The sequence below is a fragment of the Paenarthrobacter sp. NPDC090520 genome (assembly GCF_044769205.1).
GTDB lineage: Bacteria > Actinomycetota > Actinomycetes > Actinomycetales > Micrococcaceae > Arthrobacter.
In genome coordinates this window covers 1-17,826 of the sequence record NZ_JBIVXM010000011.1, presented here as the reverse complement: position 1 = coordinate 17,826, position 17,826 = coordinate 1, and the positions used below count along the sequence as shown (strand labels likewise).

Here is a 17,826-nt window from a genome sequence, read left to right as displayed (position 1 = left end):
GATGACGTCACTCCCCCTGATTGGCGAGGCTGTGGCCGTCGCCGCAGAGCCCCGCTTGGCCGGCGCCAAAATCGGCGTCGTTACCTTCCCCGGTACCCTGGACGACCGCGACGCCGCCCGCGCGGTACGGCTTGCAGGCGCCACGGCGGTTCCGCTCTGGCACGCGGACACCGAACTCGGCGACGTTGACGCCGTGGTGGTCCCCGGCGGTTTCTCCTACGGCGACTACCTCCGTGCAGGCGCCATTTCCCGCTTCGCACCGCTGATGTCCAAGATCATCGACGCCGCGAACTCCGACGCCAAGCTGCCCGTCCTGGGCATCTGCAACGGTTTCCAGATCCTGACCGAGTCGCACCTGCTGCCCGGTTCCATGATCAAGAACGACCATCTGAAGTTCATCTGCCGCGACCAGGTGCTGCGCGTGGAGAACGCCAACACCGCATGGACCGTGGACTACCAGAACGGCCAGGAAATCACTGTGCCCCTGAAGAACCAGGATGGCCAGTACATTGCCGACGAGAAGACCCTCGATGCCCTGGAGGCCGAGGGCCGCGTGGTGTTCCGCTACGTGGGCTTCAACCCGAACGGCTCCCGCCGGGACATCGCCGGCATCTCCAACGCCGCCGGCAACGTGGTGGGCCTCATGCCGCACCCCGAGCACGCCGTTGAGGCAGGCTTCGGCCCGTCAACCAACGACGGCACCGACGGCCTCGGTTTCTTCACCTCCGTTTTGACCAAGATTGTGGGAGGCGACAAGTGACCACGGAAACCACCAAGAAGTTCAACATCGATACCGTTGAGCACGCTGCCAAGACCCCGGACACGGAACTTCCGTGGGCCGAACTGGGCCTGAAGCAGAACGAATTCGACGAGATCGTCAAGGTCCTGGGCCGGCGCCCCACCGGCGCCGAGCTGGCCATGTACTCCGTGATGTGGAGCGAGCACTGCTCCTACAAGTCCTCCAAGAACCACCTGCGCCAGTTCGGCGACAAGGTCACCGAGGAGATGAAGAAGGACATGCTGGTGGGCATCGGCGAGAACGCCGGTGTCACCAACCTGGGCGACGGCTGGGCCGTGACGTTCAAGATCGAGTCCCACAACTCGCCGTCGTTCGTTGAGCCGTACCAGGGTGCCGCTACCGGCATCGGCGGCATAGTCCGCGACATCATCTCCATGGGTGCCCGCCCGGTTGCCGTGATGGACCCGCTGCGTTTCGGCGCGATCGACCACCCTGACACCGCCCGCGTCATGCACGGTGCCGTTGCCGGCATCGGCGGCTACGGCAACTGCCTTGGCCTGCCGAACATCGGCGGCGAGATGGTCTTCGACTCCGTCTACCAGGGCAACCCGCTGGTAAACGCACTGGCCGTTGGCGTCATGCGCCACGAGGACATCCGCCTGGCCAACGCTTCCGGCAAGGGCAACAAGGTTGTCCTGTTCGGTGCCCGCACGGGTGGCGACGGCATCGGCGGCGCTTCGGTGCTGGCCTCGGAGTCCTTCGACGACACCAAGCCCTCCAAGCGCCCCGCCGTACAGGTGGGCGACCCCTTCGCCGAGAAGGTGCTCATCGAGTGCTGCCTCGAGCTCTTCAAGGGCTCCCTGGTTGAAGGCATCCAGGACCTCGGCGCCGCAGGCATCTCCTGTGCAACGTCCGAGCTCGCTTCCAACGGCGACGGCGGCATGCAGGTTGAGCTGACCTCGGTGCTGCTGCGCGACCCCACGCTGACCCCGGGCGAGATCCTCATGTCCGAGTCGCAGGAACGCATGATGGCAATCGTCACCCCGGAGAACGTGGAAGCGTTCGAGGCTGTGATGGACAAGTGGGCCGTGGAGTACTCGTGGCTGGGTGAAGTGACCGATACCGGTCGCCTCATCATCACCTGGGAAGGCGAGGTAATCGTCGACGTCGATCCCCGCACCGTTGCGCACGACGGCCCGGTCTACGACCGCCCGTACGCCCGCCCGGAGTGGCAGGATTCCGTCCAGGCCAACGCCTTCACCGGATCCGTGGAAGACGCCAACCGCCCGTCCGCTCCCTCCGAGCTGGCCGCGGCCGTCACCGAACTCGTTGCGTCGCCCAACATGTGCAGCAAGTCCTGGATCACCAAGCAGTACGACCGCTACGTTGGCGGCAACACGGCCATGGCCTTCCCGGATGACGCCGGCGTGATCCGCGTTGACGAGGAGTCCGGCCTGGGCGTCGCCTTGGCCACCGACGCCAACGGACGCTACACCTACCTGGACCCATACCAGGGTGCTCAGCTGGCACTGGCCGAGGCCTACCGCAACGTCGCCACCTCCGGCGCGGTGCCCATGGCCGTCAGCGACTGCCTGAACTTCGGTTCCCCCGAGGACCCGGATGTCATGTGGCAGCTCGCCGAGGCCATCCGCGGCTTGTCGGACGCCTGCATGGAACTGGGCGTTCCGGTGACCGGCGGCAACGTGTCCCTGTACAACCAGACCGGCACCACGCCCATCCACCCCTCCCCCGTGGTGGCAGTCCTGGGCAAGCTCGACGACGTCGCCCGCCGCACGCCGTCGGGGTGGCGCGAGGACGGGCAGGCAATCTACCTGCTCGGCACCACCGCAGCTGAACTGGATGGCTCCGAGTGGTCCAACCTGCGCGGACACCTCGGTGGACAGCCGCCGAAGGTGGACCTCGCGGCCGAGCGTGAACTTGGTGAGATCCTCATCAACGCTTCCCGCGATGGCATGGTGGACGCCGCGCACGACCTCTCCGAAGGTGGCCTCGCGGCTGCGCTCGTGGAGTCCTCGCTGCGCTACGGCGTTGGCGCTCGGATCGCCCTCGAGGAACTCATGGAGCGTGACGGCGTGGACCTGTTCACGGCCCTGTTCTCCGAGTCCCAGGCCCGTGCGATCGTGTCCGTGCCGCGCTCCGAGGAAGTCCGTTTCAAGGACATGTGCACCGCCCGTGGCTTCGCCCACCTCCGGATCGGCGTTGTTGACGCCGCCGGTGGAAAGCTGGAGATCAACGGCGTTGACGCACTCTCCCTGGACGCCCTCAACGAAGCCCACGAAGGCACGCTGCCGAAGTACTTCGGCTAGCAGAAGCCAAAAAACGCGGGACCACGCACGTGGTCCCGCGTTTTTTGTTTACCCAGGCCAGGTCTGCTGCCGCTTCAGGTTCTCCGTGAACTCGGGCCCCGGCACGGGACGCCCAAAATAGTAGCCTTGGCCGCTGGTGCATCCGATGCTCCGCAGGGCCTCGGCCTGCTCTGCCGTCTCGATCCCTTCCCAGATCCCGTCCAGCCCGCAGGACCGGATCACTTGCTGGATGGCGGCGAGGAACGTCAGCTGGGTGTCGTCCTTCCCCAGGTCCCGGACGAACTCCCGGTCCACCTTCACGTGGTCCACAGGCAGTTTCCTGAGGTACCCCATGGAGGAATACCCCGTGCCGAAATCGTCGATCTCCAGGCCCACGCCCAGGCGGTGCAGGCTCATGAGCGTGTACCGGTCGAGTTCGTTGTTTTGGATGATGGCGCTCTCGGTGAGTTCCAGGACCAGCGACTCGGGAGGAAGCCCGGCCGCGGACAGGGCTTCGCGGACGTCGTCCACGAATTCCAGGCTTTGCAGGTCCGGTGCGGAAACGTTGATGCGCATGGTGAAGTCGTGGTGCACGGTTTCCGGGTCCTGCCGCCACTGGGCCAACTGAGCCACGGAGGTCCGCAGTACCCAGCGGCCCAGCTTCGCGATCAGGCCGGAAGACTCGGCGATGGGAATGAAGCGGTCCGGCATGATGAGCCCGTGCTCGGGGTGGTTCCAACGGACCAGTGCTTCGCTGCCTTGGAGGCGTCCGGTAGCCAGTTCAACGATCGGCTGGTAGTACAACACCAACTGGTCGGAGTCTATGGCTTGGGCCAAGTCCCCCACGATTTGCCGCTGGAGTTGGCGCGCCAGAAGGGTGGAGGGATCGAAGTTCTTGACCTTGTTCCGGCCCTCGGCCTTGGATTCCTCCATGGCCATGTCCGCTTCAAGGAGCAGCTCACTGGGCGAGTGGTGCGGTTCAACCATCCGCAGCCCCACGCTGGCCCTGCACTGGACGCTTTCGGTCCCGAGATCGATCTCGGGTTCCAGCGCTGCCAGGATGCGGTTCCCGGCGGCGGTAGCCCTGGCAAGAGGGGTGGCGCGCAACAGCACCGCGAATTCGTCGCCACCCAGGCGAGTGACGACGTCGTGCTCCCCCACTGTTTCGCGGAGGCGCATGGCGACGGTCATCAGGACCTGGTCCGCGGCCGCATGGCCCACCGATTTCTTCAGGGCTTTGAAGCCGTCAAGGTCCAGCAACAGCAAGGCTGCGGGCAAGCCTCCCTCTGCCTTTTGTACCTCCACCAGGACGCTCTCCAAGGCAAACCGGTCGCCGAGCCCCGTCAACGGGTCCGTACGCGGCTCGCGTCCCTCGGACTGGCGGGCCGGGTGAAGCTCGCCCTTGGCGTTCAAGACAATTCCAAGCGGCGCAAGCTGTCGTCTACCACGGACTTCGGTTTGGCAACGGGGTTGCTGCGCTCGTCCAGGAAGAGCCGGTAGGACGCAACATCCAGCTTCCCACCCGGCTCCGGACTGGCCCCGGAACGGTAAACGTGGGTGATCCAGGAGCCGCCGAGGATCGCCTCGATCCAGGCGTCACATTCGGCCAGCGGCAAGGAAAGACGCGTGCCGGTGGCGCGGCGGTGTCCCGCGATGGAAAGGGTGATGCAGCTCCCCTGCAGGCCCTTGTCCGCCGTGAACCACGCGAGGCCTTGGACGTCGGCCACGATGGTCAGGCTCGCATTACCGTCCTCCACCGACTGGACCGGATTCATCCGGACCGACCGGCGGGCAGTGTTCAGCGCTGTGGCGGTGCCGGCCTGGTAGGGCGGGCTGGTGATGTCCTGCCGGAACGCGTTCAGCTCCTGGGTGTGCTGGATCTGGATCCTGGTGGTCAGTCCATTGATGGTCATGATCGTGCCTCATCAGCGATAGTGGCCGCCCCGAGGCGGTCTGCTCCGACAATCCTGTTTCGTCCTTGCGCCTTGGCGCTGTAGAGTGCCGCGTCCGCAACTTCGATCATGAAGGTGAGGTCCGCGGTGGCCGGAGTGCTGGATGTGACCCCGTAGCTGACTGTTGGGAACGTGCCGCCTCCGGGCACTTCCATGGTGGACATGCGGCGGCTGATCTCCACCGCCACGTTTTCCGCACGCTCCTGCGTGGCACCGGGCAGGAAGAGGACGAACTCTTCCCCGCCGTAGCGGCCCACAAGATCCGTGGAACGAACACTGGCACGGCAGGCCTCGGCGAACGCCTTGAGGGCGGCATCGCCGGCACGGTGGCCGTGTTCATCGTTGACCGCCTTGAAGTGGTCCAGATCGGCCAGCACGACGGCGGCACTCGAGTCGGTGCCCCGCAGGCGGTTTAGTTCGGTGCCGGCCAGGTCCAGGAACGTGCCGCGGTTGAGGAGCCCGGTCAGGTGGTCCCTGCTGGCGCGTTCACGGAGTCCCTTGATCAGTTGGTCGCTGCTGAGTGCCGTCATGCTGAAGGACACGGTGACCAGCAGCACCAGCGATACCAGGCCCGACGGTGCCGGACCGAAGTAGGTTTGGAACATTGGGCTGACGGGCCCCTCCACCGCATACACGGCCCACCGGCCCAGATAGTAGACGGCCAGCAAGCCTGCCGCAATGGACAAACCCTTGTGCACTTGCGAGAGCGAGGCCTTGATGAACCAGAGATCCTTGGCGGCCAGCGCAATGCCAATAGTCATCATGCCCAGGTACACAAAGCCTCCGGACCACACGTTGGTGGCGGGATTCTCCAGGGCGGAGGCCACGGCCGTAATCAAAGGTGCGATGGCAAGCTGCCAGGGAGCTGCCTTCTTATCCCGCAACGTGCGGGCTCCCGCCCAAACGCTGTAGGAACCGGCCACCACCAGGACGTTACCCAAGGGGTTCGCCCAGGTTTGGTGGAGCGTACCGTTGAGCAGGAAGGCCGCGTTGCCGAGCATGTATTCCAGCAAGGCAATGCCCCACCAGCCCGCATATGGCGACTTGGTGCGTCGGTACGAGGTGAAGAACAGCACAAAGAGGGTCAGGGTGACCACACCGAGGGCTACCCTCACCGAGAAAGCGTCGAGCACCATGGTTAGCTCCTGCCAGTTGGTCCCACGCCAATTTCTACCATGACGGGGTTCCTGTCAAAGCAGCACCTGCCCACGTGTTGCACCGGCCAGCAATATTGCCCATGTCCACTCATCTCCCCCCTGGGTGATCCGTGGTTTCAGTGTGATCCCGTTGGCTCAACCTCCCTGCGGCATTTCCTCAAGATTGGATCAAGAAAGCCCAAAGCCACCACCTAGACGATTTCTCAAAACCCCTAATTTTTAGCTTTTGACCGATTCGGCATTACAGGAACCCCGAGATTCCGCGGATGGCCAACACCTACGGAATCTATATCGCCACCTAGACGCGATTTTGTGGGGCAGGCTTCCTCGTGAAGCAACGGCGGATTGGGGCTGGGCCATGAACGGGATCGATCAATGAGTGGGGATTTCACGCAGGTGTGTGTCCCGTCCGGTGGTGGTGGGTCGGGGATCAATCTGGACGCGTTGCCGCCGTTGCCGGATCCTGAGGTGTTGGACGCCCAGGTCCAGTCGATGATCGTTGCCGGGGTCGGGTTCCATCACGGGGTGCAGGACGCGGCCCGGAACTGGTCCGGGCTCCGGGCGTTCTACCGGACCCCGGAAGCCGAACAAGTGTTCGGCGCGTTCACCCCGGCCCTGGCCAAAGCCGCCCGGCTGAAGGACCTGACCGGGGCGGCGGCGCGGGCCCTGTACGGATACGCGGACAGGGCAAGGGACTTCAAACGCCGCATCACCAGGCTCCGGGCTGAGGTGCAGGCGTTGGACGCGGTGATCCTGGCCAACGACGACTGGCACACGAAGGCCCAGATCGTGGACACCCACCAACAACTCATGTCCTCCGCGTCCGGGCTCGCCCAGGCGATCCTGGACTCCGACACCCAATGCGCCAACGAACTCTCCGCCCTGACGCACGGGCCCGGCTACACCCCGGTGGAGGTGCCGCGGCGGACCGTGTTCTCCTCCACGGACCAGGTCGCCAACGGGTTCAGTTGGCTGCAGCACCAGTTGGGTACCGACGCGGCGGTCCCTGACCTGCCGTGGGGGCCGGCGGTGTCTATCCGGCATGAGGGCCGCCTGTCCGCGGTGCAGGGTTTCGGGACCGCCGCCGTCGGCGCGGTCCAGGGCCTGTACACGCTGTTCGGAACGAAAGACAAAACCCAGCAAGCCCAGACCTGGCAGGGTGTGGGGGCGTTGGGTGCTGCGGTGTTCCGGGCCAAGGCCGTGATCGACCGGGGCTTCACGGACATGGACGAGGGCGATATCGAAGCGCTCCTGACCGCCGCCGCCGCGATCCGGGAAACCGTGCACGCCGACGAATGGGCCACCGATTACTGGCGCGCCGGCGGGCAAACCGCCTTCGACCTCGCCACCGCAGCAACAGGGGCGCCGGTGGCGGCCTCACCCTCGAGGCCCGCATCACGGCCCTCACCAATCGGCTCCGTGGCCTGCCCACCACAATCACCAAAACAACGACGATCACCGAAGCCGGTGCCGGTGCCGGTGCGGCGGGAACGGCCGTGCCGGAGGAAGCCGCTGCCGCGCTCGGGACCACGGCCACTAAATCCAGCGCCGTGCTCGGGTCCGCAACGGCCGCCGAGAGGGCGAAGAACCTCGACACGGGCATCGCCCGCGTCCAGGAATTCCTGACCACCGTAGGTAGAACCATCGAGGACTACACCAACCCCGCACCAGCCACCGCAGGCGTCCCCACAGGAACGACCACACCAGGGGCTGCCTCTGCCGGTACTGGTGGGCCTGGGCCGGCCACCCGCTGGCTCAACGAACACCACACCAACCCCACCCCGGCAACCCGGACACCGTCAAATGGCCGCTGGACCGACGACATCGACAACCGGGCCAGGAACACCCCCGCCCCCGAAACCGGACCCAACCCCGACCCCATCGACAGAGCCCGCCTGACCCACCGCTTCAACCCCACCACCACTGACCCCGTCGGCGTCCCGCACACTCGCCCTGAACCGACGGTGCCGCCGGAGCTACACAGTCCCACCCCCCAGCCACGCCGCGGTCTTAGCAGCATTGATCTCCCTCGCAGTCCGCGAGACCACCCACGCCCTCCGGTGGAGCGACTCGTTCACGTGCCAAGGGCAAGTGGACCATCGTCGAGAACGGCGTTCGCAGCACGCGAAGATCTGGAGCCCAATACTGTCTATTCAGTTGAAGGCAGAGGGGACTTCTACACCGACGACAACGGGAAAGTGTCGTATGTGGAGACGCGATACGGCGACCGTGGAAGTCTAAATGCCGACTTGATACACACCCAGCCAAACACCACTTACGTGGTTCATCCCGAAGTGCCCAATCCAGTCGCCGGGGCAAGTCACGCGCATGTATTTGTCACTGATGCGGAGGGGCGTTCGGTTCTGGGTCACACAGATCAACTCGCGCTGGGCAGCGCCGATCGATCCGAATCCATACAGTCGCGCATAGGCCGCATTGGTGGAGACGGGTACGAAGGTGGCCATGTCTTTGCCAACGGCTTCGGCGGAGGCGGAGAAGACATCAATATTCTTGCTATGCTGCAACAGCTCAATAGAGGGGCTGGCGACAGCTTTTTCAACGTTGAAAACATGTGGCGTTCATTGTTGAAAGCCGATCCGTTGACCAAAATTGAAGTTGATTTCCTGTCCAACTTTCCCACTCCGAATCGTCTGGCTGACGTGTTTGCCGTGGAATTTCGCATAGATGATAGGCCAAAGGTCAGAAAGGAATTCCAGAATGACTGAACAAGGGAATCTCCTCGCCGAACGCGAAGCCTTCGATAAACTCGGCTCACTGCTTCATCGACTGATCGGCCCGGCGGACGACCGCGTGGAGTTCATTGCCAGCGTCACGTCAACCACGAATGAGCAGCATATACGCGTCTACAACCCGGCTGGACAATTCGCCTCCAGCGAAGGACGATTCAACGACCATGGCGGATCCTTTGAGATCTCCCGTGCAATGCAGGAGCTCCGGCAGGCCTCTTATCGCACAGGGTTGGGGACATGGTTTGGAATACGCACCATAGTTACTGCTTCCGGAAGCGTCACGATAGACTTTAATTTTGACGACGAACCGCAGTGGGAGATCGATGTCGATCCCGAAGTTTACGCCAAAGACCAGTCGCGATTCCCGCGGGCTGCGGCGAAGCAACCAGGGTGGCTGAAACAAAAACTGGAAGAGGCCGCGGGACAATAGCATCCATGTGGATTGGCTGGATCGAATTCGATGTGCTCCTGGGCGACGTGCACAGCCTGAAGGAAAAGCGCTCCCTGGTCAGGCCGCTGGTCGCCGAGCTGAAGCGGCGCTTCGACGTCTCGGCTTCGGAAACGGGCCTGCAGGACCAACACCGCCGCGCCATGGTGGGTGCAGCGATGGTCGCCTCGGATCACGCGCACTTGAGGGAAGTGCTCGACGCCGTTGAACGGTTCGTGGCGTCCCGGCCTGAGCTTGAGCTGCTCAGCGCGCGGCAGAGGGAACTCCACAGCGAGGACTAGTGGCCACCTGCTGGCGTGCCCACACGAACCACTTTGGCGCGCAAACGCCCCCAACAGGCCTGTAGCAAGGGCGTGTCGGGGGCGTTCGAGGTCAAAGTAGGTGGTGGCGGTACGCCTATGCCTCGATGGTCAGCTCGCCCATCCGGTCCCAGCCACTGCCTTCGAGCTGGCGGCTGATGATGTGCGGCGTCTCGGCGAGGGCCTGGGGCATGTCAGCCATGGCCTTCTTGAAGTGATCGCTCGTGACGTGGGCCTCTGCGGCGTCATCCTGGAACGCTTCGACCAGGACGAACTCGTTGGGATTGTCCACGCTGCGGGACCAGTCGAACCACAGGTTGCCGGGCTCGGCGCGGGTGGCCTCGGTGAAGTCGGCCACCAGGTCCAGCCAACGTTCCGACCAGTCGGGCTTGACGTTGAATTTAACGACGATGAAGATCACGGGCTTCGGCCTTTCGGTGGACGGTAGGTTTCCTTCCATCCTTTCAGAAGTAACGCCCGACGGCGGTCCGCACCCAAGGTGCGAACCGCCGTCGGGCGTTTTTAGCTGGCTTGCGCTACTTAATGGTTCCCCGTCTTACTTCATGGTTCCCTGTGAAACAGAGCCCTGCAGTTGGCGCTGGAAGATGATGTAGACGATCAGCACCGGGACCACCGTCACTGTCACGGCCGCGAACAATGCTCCGAAGTCCACTGCATAGCCCATCTGGCCGGCAAAAGCGGCGAGACCCTGCGACAGGACCCGCGGGCCGGCTGCGTTGATGGACACCGGGATGAGGAACTGGTTCCAGAGGCCCAGGAAGTTGAAGATGGCAACCGAGGCGAGGCCCGGCTTGGCCATCGGCAGCATGACCTGGAAGAACGTCCGCCACTCCCCTGCTCCGTCCAACGCCGCAGCCTCCGTGATTTCGTGGGGCAGCGACTTGAAGAAGGAGAACAGGAAGAACACCGTGAACGGCAGCGCGAAGCCGACGTACACCAGGATCAGGCCGGGCAGGGTGTTGAGCAGCCCGATGTTCCGCATCACAAAGAACAACGGAACCATGGCCAGGAAGATCGGGAACGTCAGGCCGGCGAGCATCAGGTAGTAGATGGCCTTGCTGCCCGGGAAGGTGTAGCGGGCCAGGACGTAGGCACACATGGCGCCAAGCACCATGACGATCACCAGCGCACAACCCACCACGATCACGGAATTGAGGAAGTAGCTGCCAATTCCGGCCTCGCTCCACGCCTTGACGTAGTTGTCGAAACGCCACTGGGAGGGCAAGGCGAACGGGGAGGCGAAGATCTCGCTGGACGTCTTGAACGAGGACATGAACGTCCACAAGAGCGGCAGGATCACGATGAGCGACCAGATGGTCAGCGCCGTGTGCGAGATGGCGCCAACTACTTTGTCGCCGGGCGTGGTGGCGGGGGTGCGCGGTTGGAAGTGCAAGGACTTCATTTCCGGAGGTGCGACCTTGGTAGTCATCAGTTGCTCACATCCTTATCGCCGCCGGTGAGCCTATTAACAACGAACACCAGGCCGGAGAAGATCAGCGTGGTCACTGCCAGGACGACGCCCATGGCACTTGCCAGCCCGAATTGGCCCTTGCTGAAGGCCGTGAAGAACAGTTGCTGGGACATGACCAGTGTTGAGTTGTCCGGACCACCGCCGGAGTTCAGTGCGGCCATGTAGACAAAGGCGTCCAAGGCCAGGATGCCCATGTAGATGTAGGCGGTCTGGATGTTGTCCCGGATCAACGGGATGGTGATGGAGACGGCGGTGCGGAACCGGCCGGCCCCATCAATCCTGGCCGCCTCGAACAATTCAGCCGGAATGCCCTTGATGCCTGCTACGAACAGCACCATGTAGAAGCCAACAAAGCCCCAGACGATCACGAACATCGTGGCGATCATGGCCGTGTCCTTGTTGCCCAGCCACGCGAAGTCCTTGAACTGCTCCAAGCCGATGCCCCGGAGGAGGCCGTTGAGCAGGCCGCCCGAGGGATCGTAGATCTGCCCCCACATGATGCCGATGGCGATGGCCGGGATGGTGTAAGGGAAGAAAGAAACAACCCGGTAGAAGCTGGAGTTCCGCAGGCCCTTGATCTGGCCTTTGCTGCTCCCGCCCACAGTCACCAGCGTGGCCAGGACCAGGCTCAGGATGATGGTGATGATCGGCAGGAAGATGACCAGGAGGATGTTGTTCCCCATGGCCTTCATGAAGATGTCGTCGGTAAAGATCTTGGCGTAGTTATCCAGGCCGATGAAGTTCTGGTTGGGCGAGAAGCCGGACCAGTCGGTCAATGAGTAGCCGAAGGCCTGGATAAAGGGCCAAATCACGAACACGAGATAAATGACCAGCGGCAGTCCGAGGAACACCAGGAAGAAGCTGGCTTTGTCCCACGTCAGCGGCTTGCGGCGCCGCTTGACCATTAGTGGTGGAGCCGTGGCCGGAACGACGGCGGCCGTGCCGTCATCGTTCCGGCTCGCTTGCGTTTTCACTGCTGTCACTTCACTTCAATCTTCTTGACCGAGCTGTCGTTGCGGACCTTGTCCGTGATGTTCTGCAGCGCCGAGGTCAGCGTTGCCACGTCCGACTTGCCGTCGAGGAACGTGTTCCACACAACCAGTTGGTCCTTGTTGGTGCCGTAGAGGTCAATGAAGTTCCAGGTGTAGATGTTGTCCCCGGCGTCCTTGAGCAGCTTGGTCTGCGAAACGAGTGCCGTGGAGCCGAAGCCGTCTTCGGGAACGGTGTCCTTGACGATGGTGGGGGCCAGTTTGGTCTTGGCGAAGTTGGTTGCGGCGTCCTTGGACAGCATGACGCGCAGCAATTCCTTGCCACCGGCCACGTTCTTGCCCTGGGACGGAACAACGAACGGCTCGCCGGCTGCACTGTGCAGGGAGGCGTACGGCATTTTCGGGCTGGCGCTGACCGACGGCACGGGCGCACCCGTCATGTTGAAGCCTGCCTTGGTCTGGTCCTTCATTTCGTTCTCGATCCACGAACCGGACGGGTAGAACACGGCTTCCTGGGCGTTGCTCCACTGCGCCTGGGCTGCCGTGAACTGTGTTCCGGAACCGCCCGGCTTGAAGAAGCCGGCCTTGACGATCTTGTCCAGTGCGGTGAACACGGACTGGATGGCGGGGTGCGACCAGCAGTCTGCCTTCAGGTTCTCCAGTGACAGGCGGACCTCGTCGCCGCCTTCCTTGATGGCCGACGCGATGGCCATTTCCTGGTAGTACGTGGCGGCTTCCTTGCCCCAGACGAACAAGTACTTGCCCTTGGCCTTGGCCTGCTCGCCGAGGGTGTACATCTCATCCCAGGTCTTCGGAACGGTCCAGCCGTTGTCCTTGAGGAGGGCGTCCGAGTACCACACGGCGAAAACGGTAAGGACGTAGTTCAGGGCAGCAAGCTTGCCATCGAAGGTCCCTGGTGCCAGGACACCGGTGTAAAGGGTGTCCTTGATGACCTTGCCCTCCAGGTTCTTGGCCTCCACCACGCTGTTGAGGTCCTCAAGCTGGGCCAGGATGGTGCTGAAGCCGATGGCCTTGGCACCGGAGTTGTCGATCAGGTCCGGCGGGTTGCCACCGACGAAGCGCGGCTGGAGTTCCTGGGCGATATCCGTGGACGGGGCAATCTTGGCGGTTGAGCCGTCATGCGCCTTTTCGAAGGCCTTGCCGGCGAACTCGACATAGTCGATCCCGTAGCCGCCCTTGAAGATCACGGCGTCAACGGTGGCTTTGTCCGCCATGCCAAACGGGTTGGTGTCCGAGACGGTACCCGTGGGTCCGGTGGAGGTTCCGCCACCGCCGGCTGCACACGACGCGATGGTCCCGCCCATGGGGACGAGCACAGCTGCAGCAAGTGCTCCGCGCAGGAATCCGCGGCGGCCAAGGGACTGGTGCTGAATGGTCATTTCAATACCCCTTTAGTGACTCGTTATGTCCACCTGATCCAGCTGGGGCCGGAGGGTGGGACAGTCTGGGGCTGGCGCTCTGGGACGCCAACCTTCGTGTGACATACTTCACCACGAATGATCGAAAATCAATATTTCTTGGCAGTTTCAATCAAGATTTGTCAAAGCGTGATCAAATGTAAGAACCAGGTTTTGCCGGTGTGCACTCTCAATCTAGACCCAACATGGCGGCGTGGGGAGTGCTTGCACAGGGCGTTTTACCCGGCGCTGGAGTCCCTTCGAGGGCTGGCCAGCCGTGCCCAACCAAGCTGTTCCTGCTGCTTGCGGCTGAGCGTCGCAACCACCAGGTCATAGGAATCCTCAACCATGTCCCGGATCATGTCATCCGGCAGGCCACCGTCCAGGCGGACGCCGTTCCAGTGCGTCTTGTTCATGTGCCACGCACCCGTGATCTCAGGGTGGGCTGCCCGCAGCTGCTCCGCCAGCGCTGGTTCGCACTTCAGGCTCACGGACCAGTCGTCCGGATTCATGGCCGACAGCGCAAACATCTTGGCCTCGTGCCGGGCACCGCCCGCAACGGCCGACCGTACTTTGAATACCGACGTTTCGGGCCCGAACGGGAAGTCCTCGAACGCACCGGGAAAGCTGAGGCAAATCTCGCGAAGGCTGGGAACGTCCATTGTTCGAGGGTACTAGTACACCTGTGCGCACCCTTAGGCGACGCCCAGGAAGTCCTCCAGCAGCACCACTTCCAAGCCCGCGGCGAGCTGGGCTGCACGGAACGCGGCGAGGTCGGCGGCGAATTCGGCCCGGAAATGCATGAGCACAATGTCGCCTGGCCGCAGCGAGTTCCCCACCTGATAGTCCATCTTGCCGGCGTTCGCTTTGGCTTCCCAGGTGACGATCGCCTTCATGCCCGCGGCCGCGACGGCCTGGCGCATCACGTTGGAATACGCTCCACCCGGCGGACGGAACAGCGTGGGCTTGCGGCCGTACTGTTGCGCGGCGTAGTCCTGCATCCCCACCATGTCATTGAGCTGCTGCTGGTAGCCCCACTGCCGCACCATGTTGATGTTGTGGCTTACCGTGTGGTTTTCCACCAGGCTGCCCTGGGCTTGGAAGGCTTTGAAGAACGCCGGGTTGTCGGCGATCGTGTCCCTGGTGAGGAACAGCGACGCCGGGTAGTCATACTCGGCCATGAGCTTCACCGACTCCGGCGTCTTGATGTTGCCGTCGTCGATGGTCAGGAACACCACGGGATGCTGCGTGGGAATCTTGGTGATCACCGGGGCGAGACCGCCCACGATCGGCGGCAACTGGTAGTCCGGGATGAACGTGCGGCGGATCCGCTTGGTGGCTGTCGGAGTCGGCGTCGGTGATGGAGCGGACGACGTCGGGATCTCGCCACCCGCGGCCAGGGCGCCGTTGCCGGCGGGCGGGTCGGGCGAGGCAGTCGGCGTAGCCGGCGGCAGCCCCGTCGTCGTACTTTCGCCGACGCTGCACGCCGTCAGTCCGGCGACCACCGATGCGCCAAGTACGCCCAACATGGCCCGCCTGCTGGGCGCGGAAAATTGCACCGCAGAATGCTGCTCACACACGGCTGTCCCCCATGGACTAAGGAATGATTCAGTCGCAGATTAGCAGGAGAATCGGCGCGCTCTTTACAAGCCGTAGTGCCAGCCTTCGCGCGCCGGGCAGGAGTTGACTACCACATCGAGTCCGGCATCCCGCGCGCGTTGGCAAGCGGCGTCGTCGAACACGCCCAACTGAAGCCAGACGGCCTTGGCGCCCACCGCTATCGCTTGGTCTATGACCGCGCCGACGCGCTCGGAATTGACGAAGCAATCCACGACGTCGATGGGGTGCTTTTCGGCAGGGATCTCGGCGAGGGTCTGATAGCCCTTCTCGCCGTGGACTTCCTCGCCCTTGAGATTCACGGGGATGATTTCCATGCCCATCTTGTCCCGAACGTAGAGCGCGACATCGTAGGCCGAGCGCCACTCGTTGTTGCTGAGGCCCACAATGGCCCAGGTGCCTTTTGTCCGCATCAACCGCTCGACGACGGCCGGGTCGTTGACCTGCATCATCGCTCCAGCCTACCTGTCGAGCGCGGCGCGTCCGCGGATCAGCGCGTTGACGGCGTGAACCACTCTTTCAGTTTGTCCATGAACGAGGGCAAGCGGCCGGCAAGGTCGTCGCCGTCCTGACTTTGTCCGTCGGCGTTGGCTTTCGTGTGGCCGTTGCCTTGCTTTTTGTCCTGTCCGTCCTGCTCCGGCTTGGTCGGTTTGCTGGGCTTGACCGGACCGGGCTTGGCAGCCGGGTCGCTTGGCTTGGTCTCGGCGGGCTTGGCCGCCTGGCCCCGGGTCGCCTCGGTATTTGGGGCTGCTGGCTGGGCGGCAGGCGCTTGCGCCGCTGGGTCTGCTGCCGGAGTGCTTTGAGCTGAAATCACCGGGGCGGGCGCCGTTGTGGGCACCGGGTCTCCCGTGATCGCCGGAGCCGGAATCGCCGCCGGGTCCACCTGACGCCCCTCCTCAGTGGCCACCTTGGGGGCATCAGGGGTGGGCAGCGCCGTCGGACCGGCCGTTGCATGCGGTGCCAGGTTTCCGAACAGTTCGTCGATGAAGGCCGGATGCCGCGTGAACCCGGAGCTCGCCGCCGCCACCCCGCTGACGCCAAGTCCCATGGCAGCCGCCACTGCAACGCTGACGACGGCGGCACGGTGCTTGCGCTTCCAGCGCCGCTTGCTCAATTCGTCATGGGGACCGGCCAACATCGCTGCGAGTTCGGCGTTCGGGGTGGGCGCCGGAAGGCTGGCGTACGAGCCCACGGAAAGCAGTGTTGTCCGAAGATCGGAGTCGCCGTCCAGGTCGGCGTCAAGCAGGAGCTCGTCAACCACAGCCCTGCGTTCCACATCCTTATATGTCATGACGACACGTATTCCTTTACCACCGAGTGCTCACGGAGCGTGATCAATGCCCGCCGTTGCAGCTGCTTAACTGCTCCGGCCGATTTCCCCATGATGTCGGCAACCTGTTCCACCGTCAGTCCCGCGACAATTCGGAGGGCAAGGACCTCCCGATGGTCCTCTCCCAAGCCGTCCAGAAGCTTCAGGACCTCGCCGGGGCCCAGCAGTTCCATGGCCACCGATTCGGCAGACTCCGAAGCGCGGGTGTCCCGGTCAGCCTCGAACTCGTGCTGCTCAGGAGCCCGGCTTTGCTTCCGATGCTCGTCAACCATGCGGGCGTGCGCCACCGAAAAGACGAAAGTCCGCAGCCCGCTGACGCCACCGCTGAGATCATCAAGCCTGGGCAGGACGGCCAGGAACACGTCCTGGGTGACGGCTTCGGGATCGGGTACACCTTTGGCCGTCAAGTAACCGAGGACCTGGCCCGCGTAGGCCTGGTAAACGGCGCTGAACAGTTCCGCGTTATTGCCCTTCAGCGCGTGCAGCGCTTCATCGGTCAATGCGTCGGTCACAGAAGAGACTTTCGATCGGTGGCAGGTCCGCGGCTTTCAGCCAAGCTGTGCGCCGTCGATGGGCGCACAACCTCACCTAGGTTATCTGTTCTGCCGGGCGGCCCAAAGGACACCCTGCATGTCTCCCGGAAATCTCCGTTGAATCCGGAAACCGCCTTGAGACGAAAGAAGAGCCGAGCTGGAACATGATGGGGGACAAATTCCAGCTCGGCCCTTTCAAAGAGGTAATCGTTGGGGGACGCCAAAGGGTTACGCGGGGTACGAACTTTTTTGAAAAGTTTTTTGGCGGGCGTTTTTGGTGGGCTGCCTTGGATGCCTCGGCTTGGCTGCTGGCAGCCAACGGAATGGCTGCTTGCGACCCACGGCCAGGCTGCTTGCGACCCACGGCAGCGCTGCTAGCGACCCACGGCGGACCTGTCGAGGTATGCCTCAGGTGGGCCGGAAGAGCCCCGTGGCTCTTAGCGTCAGGTACTCCCACTAACGAGCCGTCGCCGTTGCTGTTGCCCGCGGCCGGGTTTGCTTCCCAAACCTGGCTTCGGGTCGGCTTCCCGGGTTTCCTGTCTGCCCCTCCGGGTCTCCCGCCCCCAGGTTCCCGTCGACCAGCCGCCCGTCCGGGTCTCCCGCCCTAAGGTTCCCGTCGACCAGCAGCCCTCCCGGGTCTCCCGCCACAACGGACCCGTTAACAGGTGACCCGTCAGCATGTTCAGCGGCTGGGTTGCCGCTTCCGGGGAGTGGTGGGGCTGTGGATTGGTAGCGGTGTCCCGTGGGGGTTCTGACCTCCAGACTTCGTGGTCCCTGATCGCTTGGGTTGGTGTTC

At 63.5% G+C, this 17,826-nt stretch carries 18 protein-coding genes; 6 read left to right on the top strand and 12 right to left on the bottom strand.

Annotated features, from left to right (window positions below; genetic code table 11):
* Position 1: 1 nt before the first annotated feature.
* Both purQ and purL read left to right on the top strand, forming a co-directional pair.
* Positions 2 to 760, top strand: a complete 759-nt coding sequence (gene purQ, locus ACIQTZ_RS14395) for a phosphoribosylformylglycinamidine synthase subunit PurQ (protein ID WP_402981824.1) — start codon at positions 2 to 4, stop codon at positions 758 to 760.
* On the top strand, positions 757 to 3,066 hold the full coding sequence (purL, locus tag ACIQTZ_RS14390) for a phosphoribosylformylglycinamidine synthase subunit PurL (protein ID WP_402981822.1): 2,310 nt from the start codon (positions 757 to 759) through the stop codon (positions 3,064 to 3,066). Before purQ ends, purL begins: the two co-directional genes overlap by 4 nt.
* Positions 3,067 to 3,114: 48 nt before the next feature.
* Here purL and ACIQTZ_RS14385 read toward each other — a convergent pair whose 3' ends face one another.
* Genes ACIQTZ_RS14385 through ACIQTZ_RS14375 form a run of 3 tightly spaced genes read right to left on the bottom strand, consistent with a single transcriptional unit; the run spans position 3,115 to position 6,133 of the window.
* Positions 3,115 to 4,458 carry a putative bifunctional diguanylate cyclase/phosphodiesterase gene (locus tag ACIQTZ_RS14385; RefSeq protein ID WP_402981820.1) on the bottom strand — a complete coding sequence of 448 codons (1,344 nt, stop codon included), beginning with the start codon at positions 4,456 to 4,458 and terminating at the stop codon, positions 3,115 to 3,117.
* Positions 4,455 to 4,958: a hypothetical protein gene (locus tag ACIQTZ_RS14380; protein ID WP_400270966.1), complete on the bottom strand. Its 504-nt coding sequence runs from the start codon at positions 4,956 to 4,958 to the stop codon at positions 4,455 to 4,457. The genes ACIQTZ_RS14385 and ACIQTZ_RS14380 overlap by 4 nt, the downstream gene beginning before the upstream one ends.
* Entirely contained in the window at positions 4,955 to 6,133 is a 1,179-nt protein-coding gene (locus ACIQTZ_RS14375) for a GGDEF domain-containing protein (RefSeq protein ID WP_402981818.1), read from the bottom strand. Before ACIQTZ_RS14375 ends, ACIQTZ_RS14380 begins: the two co-directional genes overlap by 4 nt.
* Before the next feature lie 396 nt (positions 6,134 to 6,529).
* Between ACIQTZ_RS14375 and ACIQTZ_RS14370 the strand changes: the two genes are divergently transcribed.
* From ACIQTZ_RS14370 to ACIQTZ_RS14355, 4 genes are all read left to right on the top strand, one after another.
* Complete coding sequence (locus ACIQTZ_RS14370; protein WP_402981816.1) at positions 6,530 to 7,780, top strand: hypothetical protein; 1,251 nt, start codon at positions 6,530 to 6,532, stop codon at positions 7,778 to 7,780.
* Between the two features lie 653 nt (positions 7,781 to 8,433).
* On the top strand, positions 8,434 to 8,880 hold the full coding sequence (locus ACIQTZ_RS14365; RefSeq protein WP_402981814.1) for a DNA/RNA non-specific endonuclease: 447 nt from the start codon (positions 8,434 to 8,436) through the stop codon (positions 8,878 to 8,880).
* Entirely contained in the window at positions 8,873 to 9,334 is a 462-nt protein-coding gene (locus ACIQTZ_RS14360) for a hypothetical protein (RefSeq protein ID WP_402946284.1), read from the top strand. Before ACIQTZ_RS14365 ends, ACIQTZ_RS14360 begins: the two co-directional genes overlap by 8 nt.
* 5 nt (positions 9,335 to 9,339) lie before the next feature.
* Positions 9,340 to 9,633 carry a DUF503 domain-containing protein gene (locus ACIQTZ_RS14355; RefSeq protein WP_402946282.1) on the top strand — a complete coding sequence of 98 codons (294 nt, stop codon included), beginning with the start codon at positions 9,340 to 9,342 and terminating at the stop codon, positions 9,631 to 9,633.
* Between the two features lie 115 nt (positions 9,634 to 9,748).
* On the opposite strand, the gene ACIQTZ_RS14350 is transcribed toward ACIQTZ_RS14355, so the two are convergent.
* The 9 genes from ACIQTZ_RS14350 to ACIQTZ_RS14310 form a co-directional block, all read right to left on the bottom strand.
* Positions 9,749 to 10,072, bottom strand: a complete 324-nt coding sequence (locus ACIQTZ_RS14350) for a putative quinol monooxygenase (RefSeq protein WP_400336275.1) — start codon at positions 10,070 to 10,072, stop codon at positions 9,749 to 9,751.
* 135 nt (positions 10,073 to 10,207) lie between these two features.
* Positions 10,208 to 11,101: a carbohydrate ABC transporter permease gene (locus tag ACIQTZ_RS14345; RefSeq protein WP_400336277.1), complete on the bottom strand. Its 894-nt coding sequence runs from the start codon at positions 11,099 to 11,101 to the stop codon at positions 10,208 to 10,210.
* A complete protein-coding gene (locus ACIQTZ_RS14340; protein ID WP_402981812.1) occupies positions 11,101 to 12,126 on the bottom strand; it encodes a carbohydrate ABC transporter permease in 1,026 nt (341 codons plus the stop codon). Before ACIQTZ_RS14340 ends, ACIQTZ_RS14345 begins: the two co-directional genes overlap by 1 nt.
* Positions 12,123 to 13,532, bottom strand: coding sequence for an N-acetylglucosamine/diacetylchitobiose ABC transporter substrate-binding protein (gene ngcE, locus ACIQTZ_RS14335; RefSeq protein WP_400336281.1), 1,410 nt, complete (start codon positions 13,530 to 13,532; stop codon positions 12,123 to 12,125). The genes ACIQTZ_RS14340 and ngcE overlap by 4 nt, the downstream gene beginning before the upstream one ends.
* Before the next feature lie 257 nt (positions 13,533 to 13,789).
* On the bottom strand, positions 13,790 to 14,212 hold the full coding sequence (locus ACIQTZ_RS14330) for an MmcQ/YjbR family DNA-binding protein (RefSeq protein ID WP_402981810.1): 423 nt from the start codon (positions 14,210 to 14,212) through the stop codon (positions 13,790 to 13,792).
* Positions 14,213 to 14,245: 33 nt separating this feature from the next.
* The gene (locus ACIQTZ_RS14325; RefSeq protein ID WP_402981808.1) at positions 14,246 to 15,079 is read right to left on the bottom strand and encodes a polysaccharide deacetylase family protein; all 834 of its coding nucleotides are present in this window, start codon (positions 15,077 to 15,079) and stop codon (positions 14,246 to 14,248) included.
* A gap of 114 nt (positions 15,080 to 15,193) precedes the next feature.
* On the bottom strand, positions 15,194 to 15,619 hold the full coding sequence (locus ACIQTZ_RS14320) for a CoA-binding protein (protein WP_400336286.1): 426 nt from the start codon (positions 15,617 to 15,619) through the stop codon (positions 15,194 to 15,196).
* Positions 15,620 to 15,657: 38 nt separating this feature from the next.
* The gene (locus tag ACIQTZ_RS14315) at positions 15,658 to 16,458 is read right to left on the bottom strand and encodes a hypothetical protein (protein ID WP_402981806.1); all 801 of its coding nucleotides are present in this window, start codon (positions 16,456 to 16,458) and stop codon (positions 15,658 to 15,660) included.
* Complete coding sequence (locus ACIQTZ_RS14310) at positions 16,455 to 17,009, bottom strand: RNA polymerase sigma factor (RefSeq protein WP_402981804.1); 555 nt, start codon at positions 17,007 to 17,009, stop codon at positions 16,455 to 16,457. The genes ACIQTZ_RS14315 and ACIQTZ_RS14310 overlap by 4 nt, the downstream gene beginning before the upstream one ends.
* Positions 17,010 to 17,826: the final 817 nt, after the last annotated feature.

Bases quoted from the DNA above. Each gene is read 5' to 3' on its own strand.
- ACIQTZ_RS14355 (WP_402946282.1), top strand. From the start codon at position 9,340: ATGTGGATTGGCTGGATCGAATTCGATGTGCTCCTGGGCGACGTGCAC.
- ACIQTZ_RS14380 (WP_400270966.1), bottom strand. From the start codon at position 4,958: ATGACCATCAATGGACTGACCACCAGGATCCAGATCCAGCACACCCAG.
- ACIQTZ_RS14370 (WP_402981816.1), top strand. From the start codon at position 6,530: ATGAGTGGGGATTTCACGCAGGTGTGTGTCCCGTCCGGTGGTGGTGGG.
- ACIQTZ_RS14320 (WP_400336286.1), bottom strand. From the start codon at position 15,619: ATGATGCAGGTCAACGACCCGGCCGTCGTCGAGCGGTTGATGCGGACA.
- ACIQTZ_RS14360 (WP_402946284.1), top strand. From the start codon at position 8,873: ATGACTGAACAAGGGAATCTCCTCGCCGAACGCGAAGCCTTCGATAAA.
- ACIQTZ_RS14375 (WP_402981818.1), bottom strand. From the start codon at position 6,133: ATGGTGCTCGACGCTTTCTCGGTGAGGGTAGCCCTCGGTGTGGTCACC.
- purQ (WP_402981824.1), top strand. From the start codon at position 2: ATGACGTCACTCCCCCTGATTGGCGAGGCTGTGGCCGTCGCCGCAGAG.
- ACIQTZ_RS14330 (WP_402981810.1), bottom strand. From the start codon at position 14,212: ATGGACGTTCCCAGCCTTCGCGAGATTTGCCTCAGCTTTCCCGGTGCG.
- ACIQTZ_RS14345 (WP_400336277.1), bottom strand. From the start codon at position 11,101: ATGACTACCAAGGTCGCACCTCCGGAAATGAAGTCCTTGCACTTCCAA.
- ngcE (WP_400336281.1), bottom strand. From the start codon at position 13,532: ATGACCATTCAGCACCAGTCCCTTGGCCGCCGCGGATTCCTGCGCGGA.
- ACIQTZ_RS14325 (WP_402981808.1), bottom strand. From the start codon at position 15,079: ATGTTGGGCGTACTTGGCGCATCGGTGGTCGCCGGACTGACGGCGTGC.
- ACIQTZ_RS14315 (WP_402981806.1), bottom strand. From the start codon at position 16,458: ATGACATATAAGGATGTGGAACGCAGGGCTGTGGTTGACGAGCTCCTG.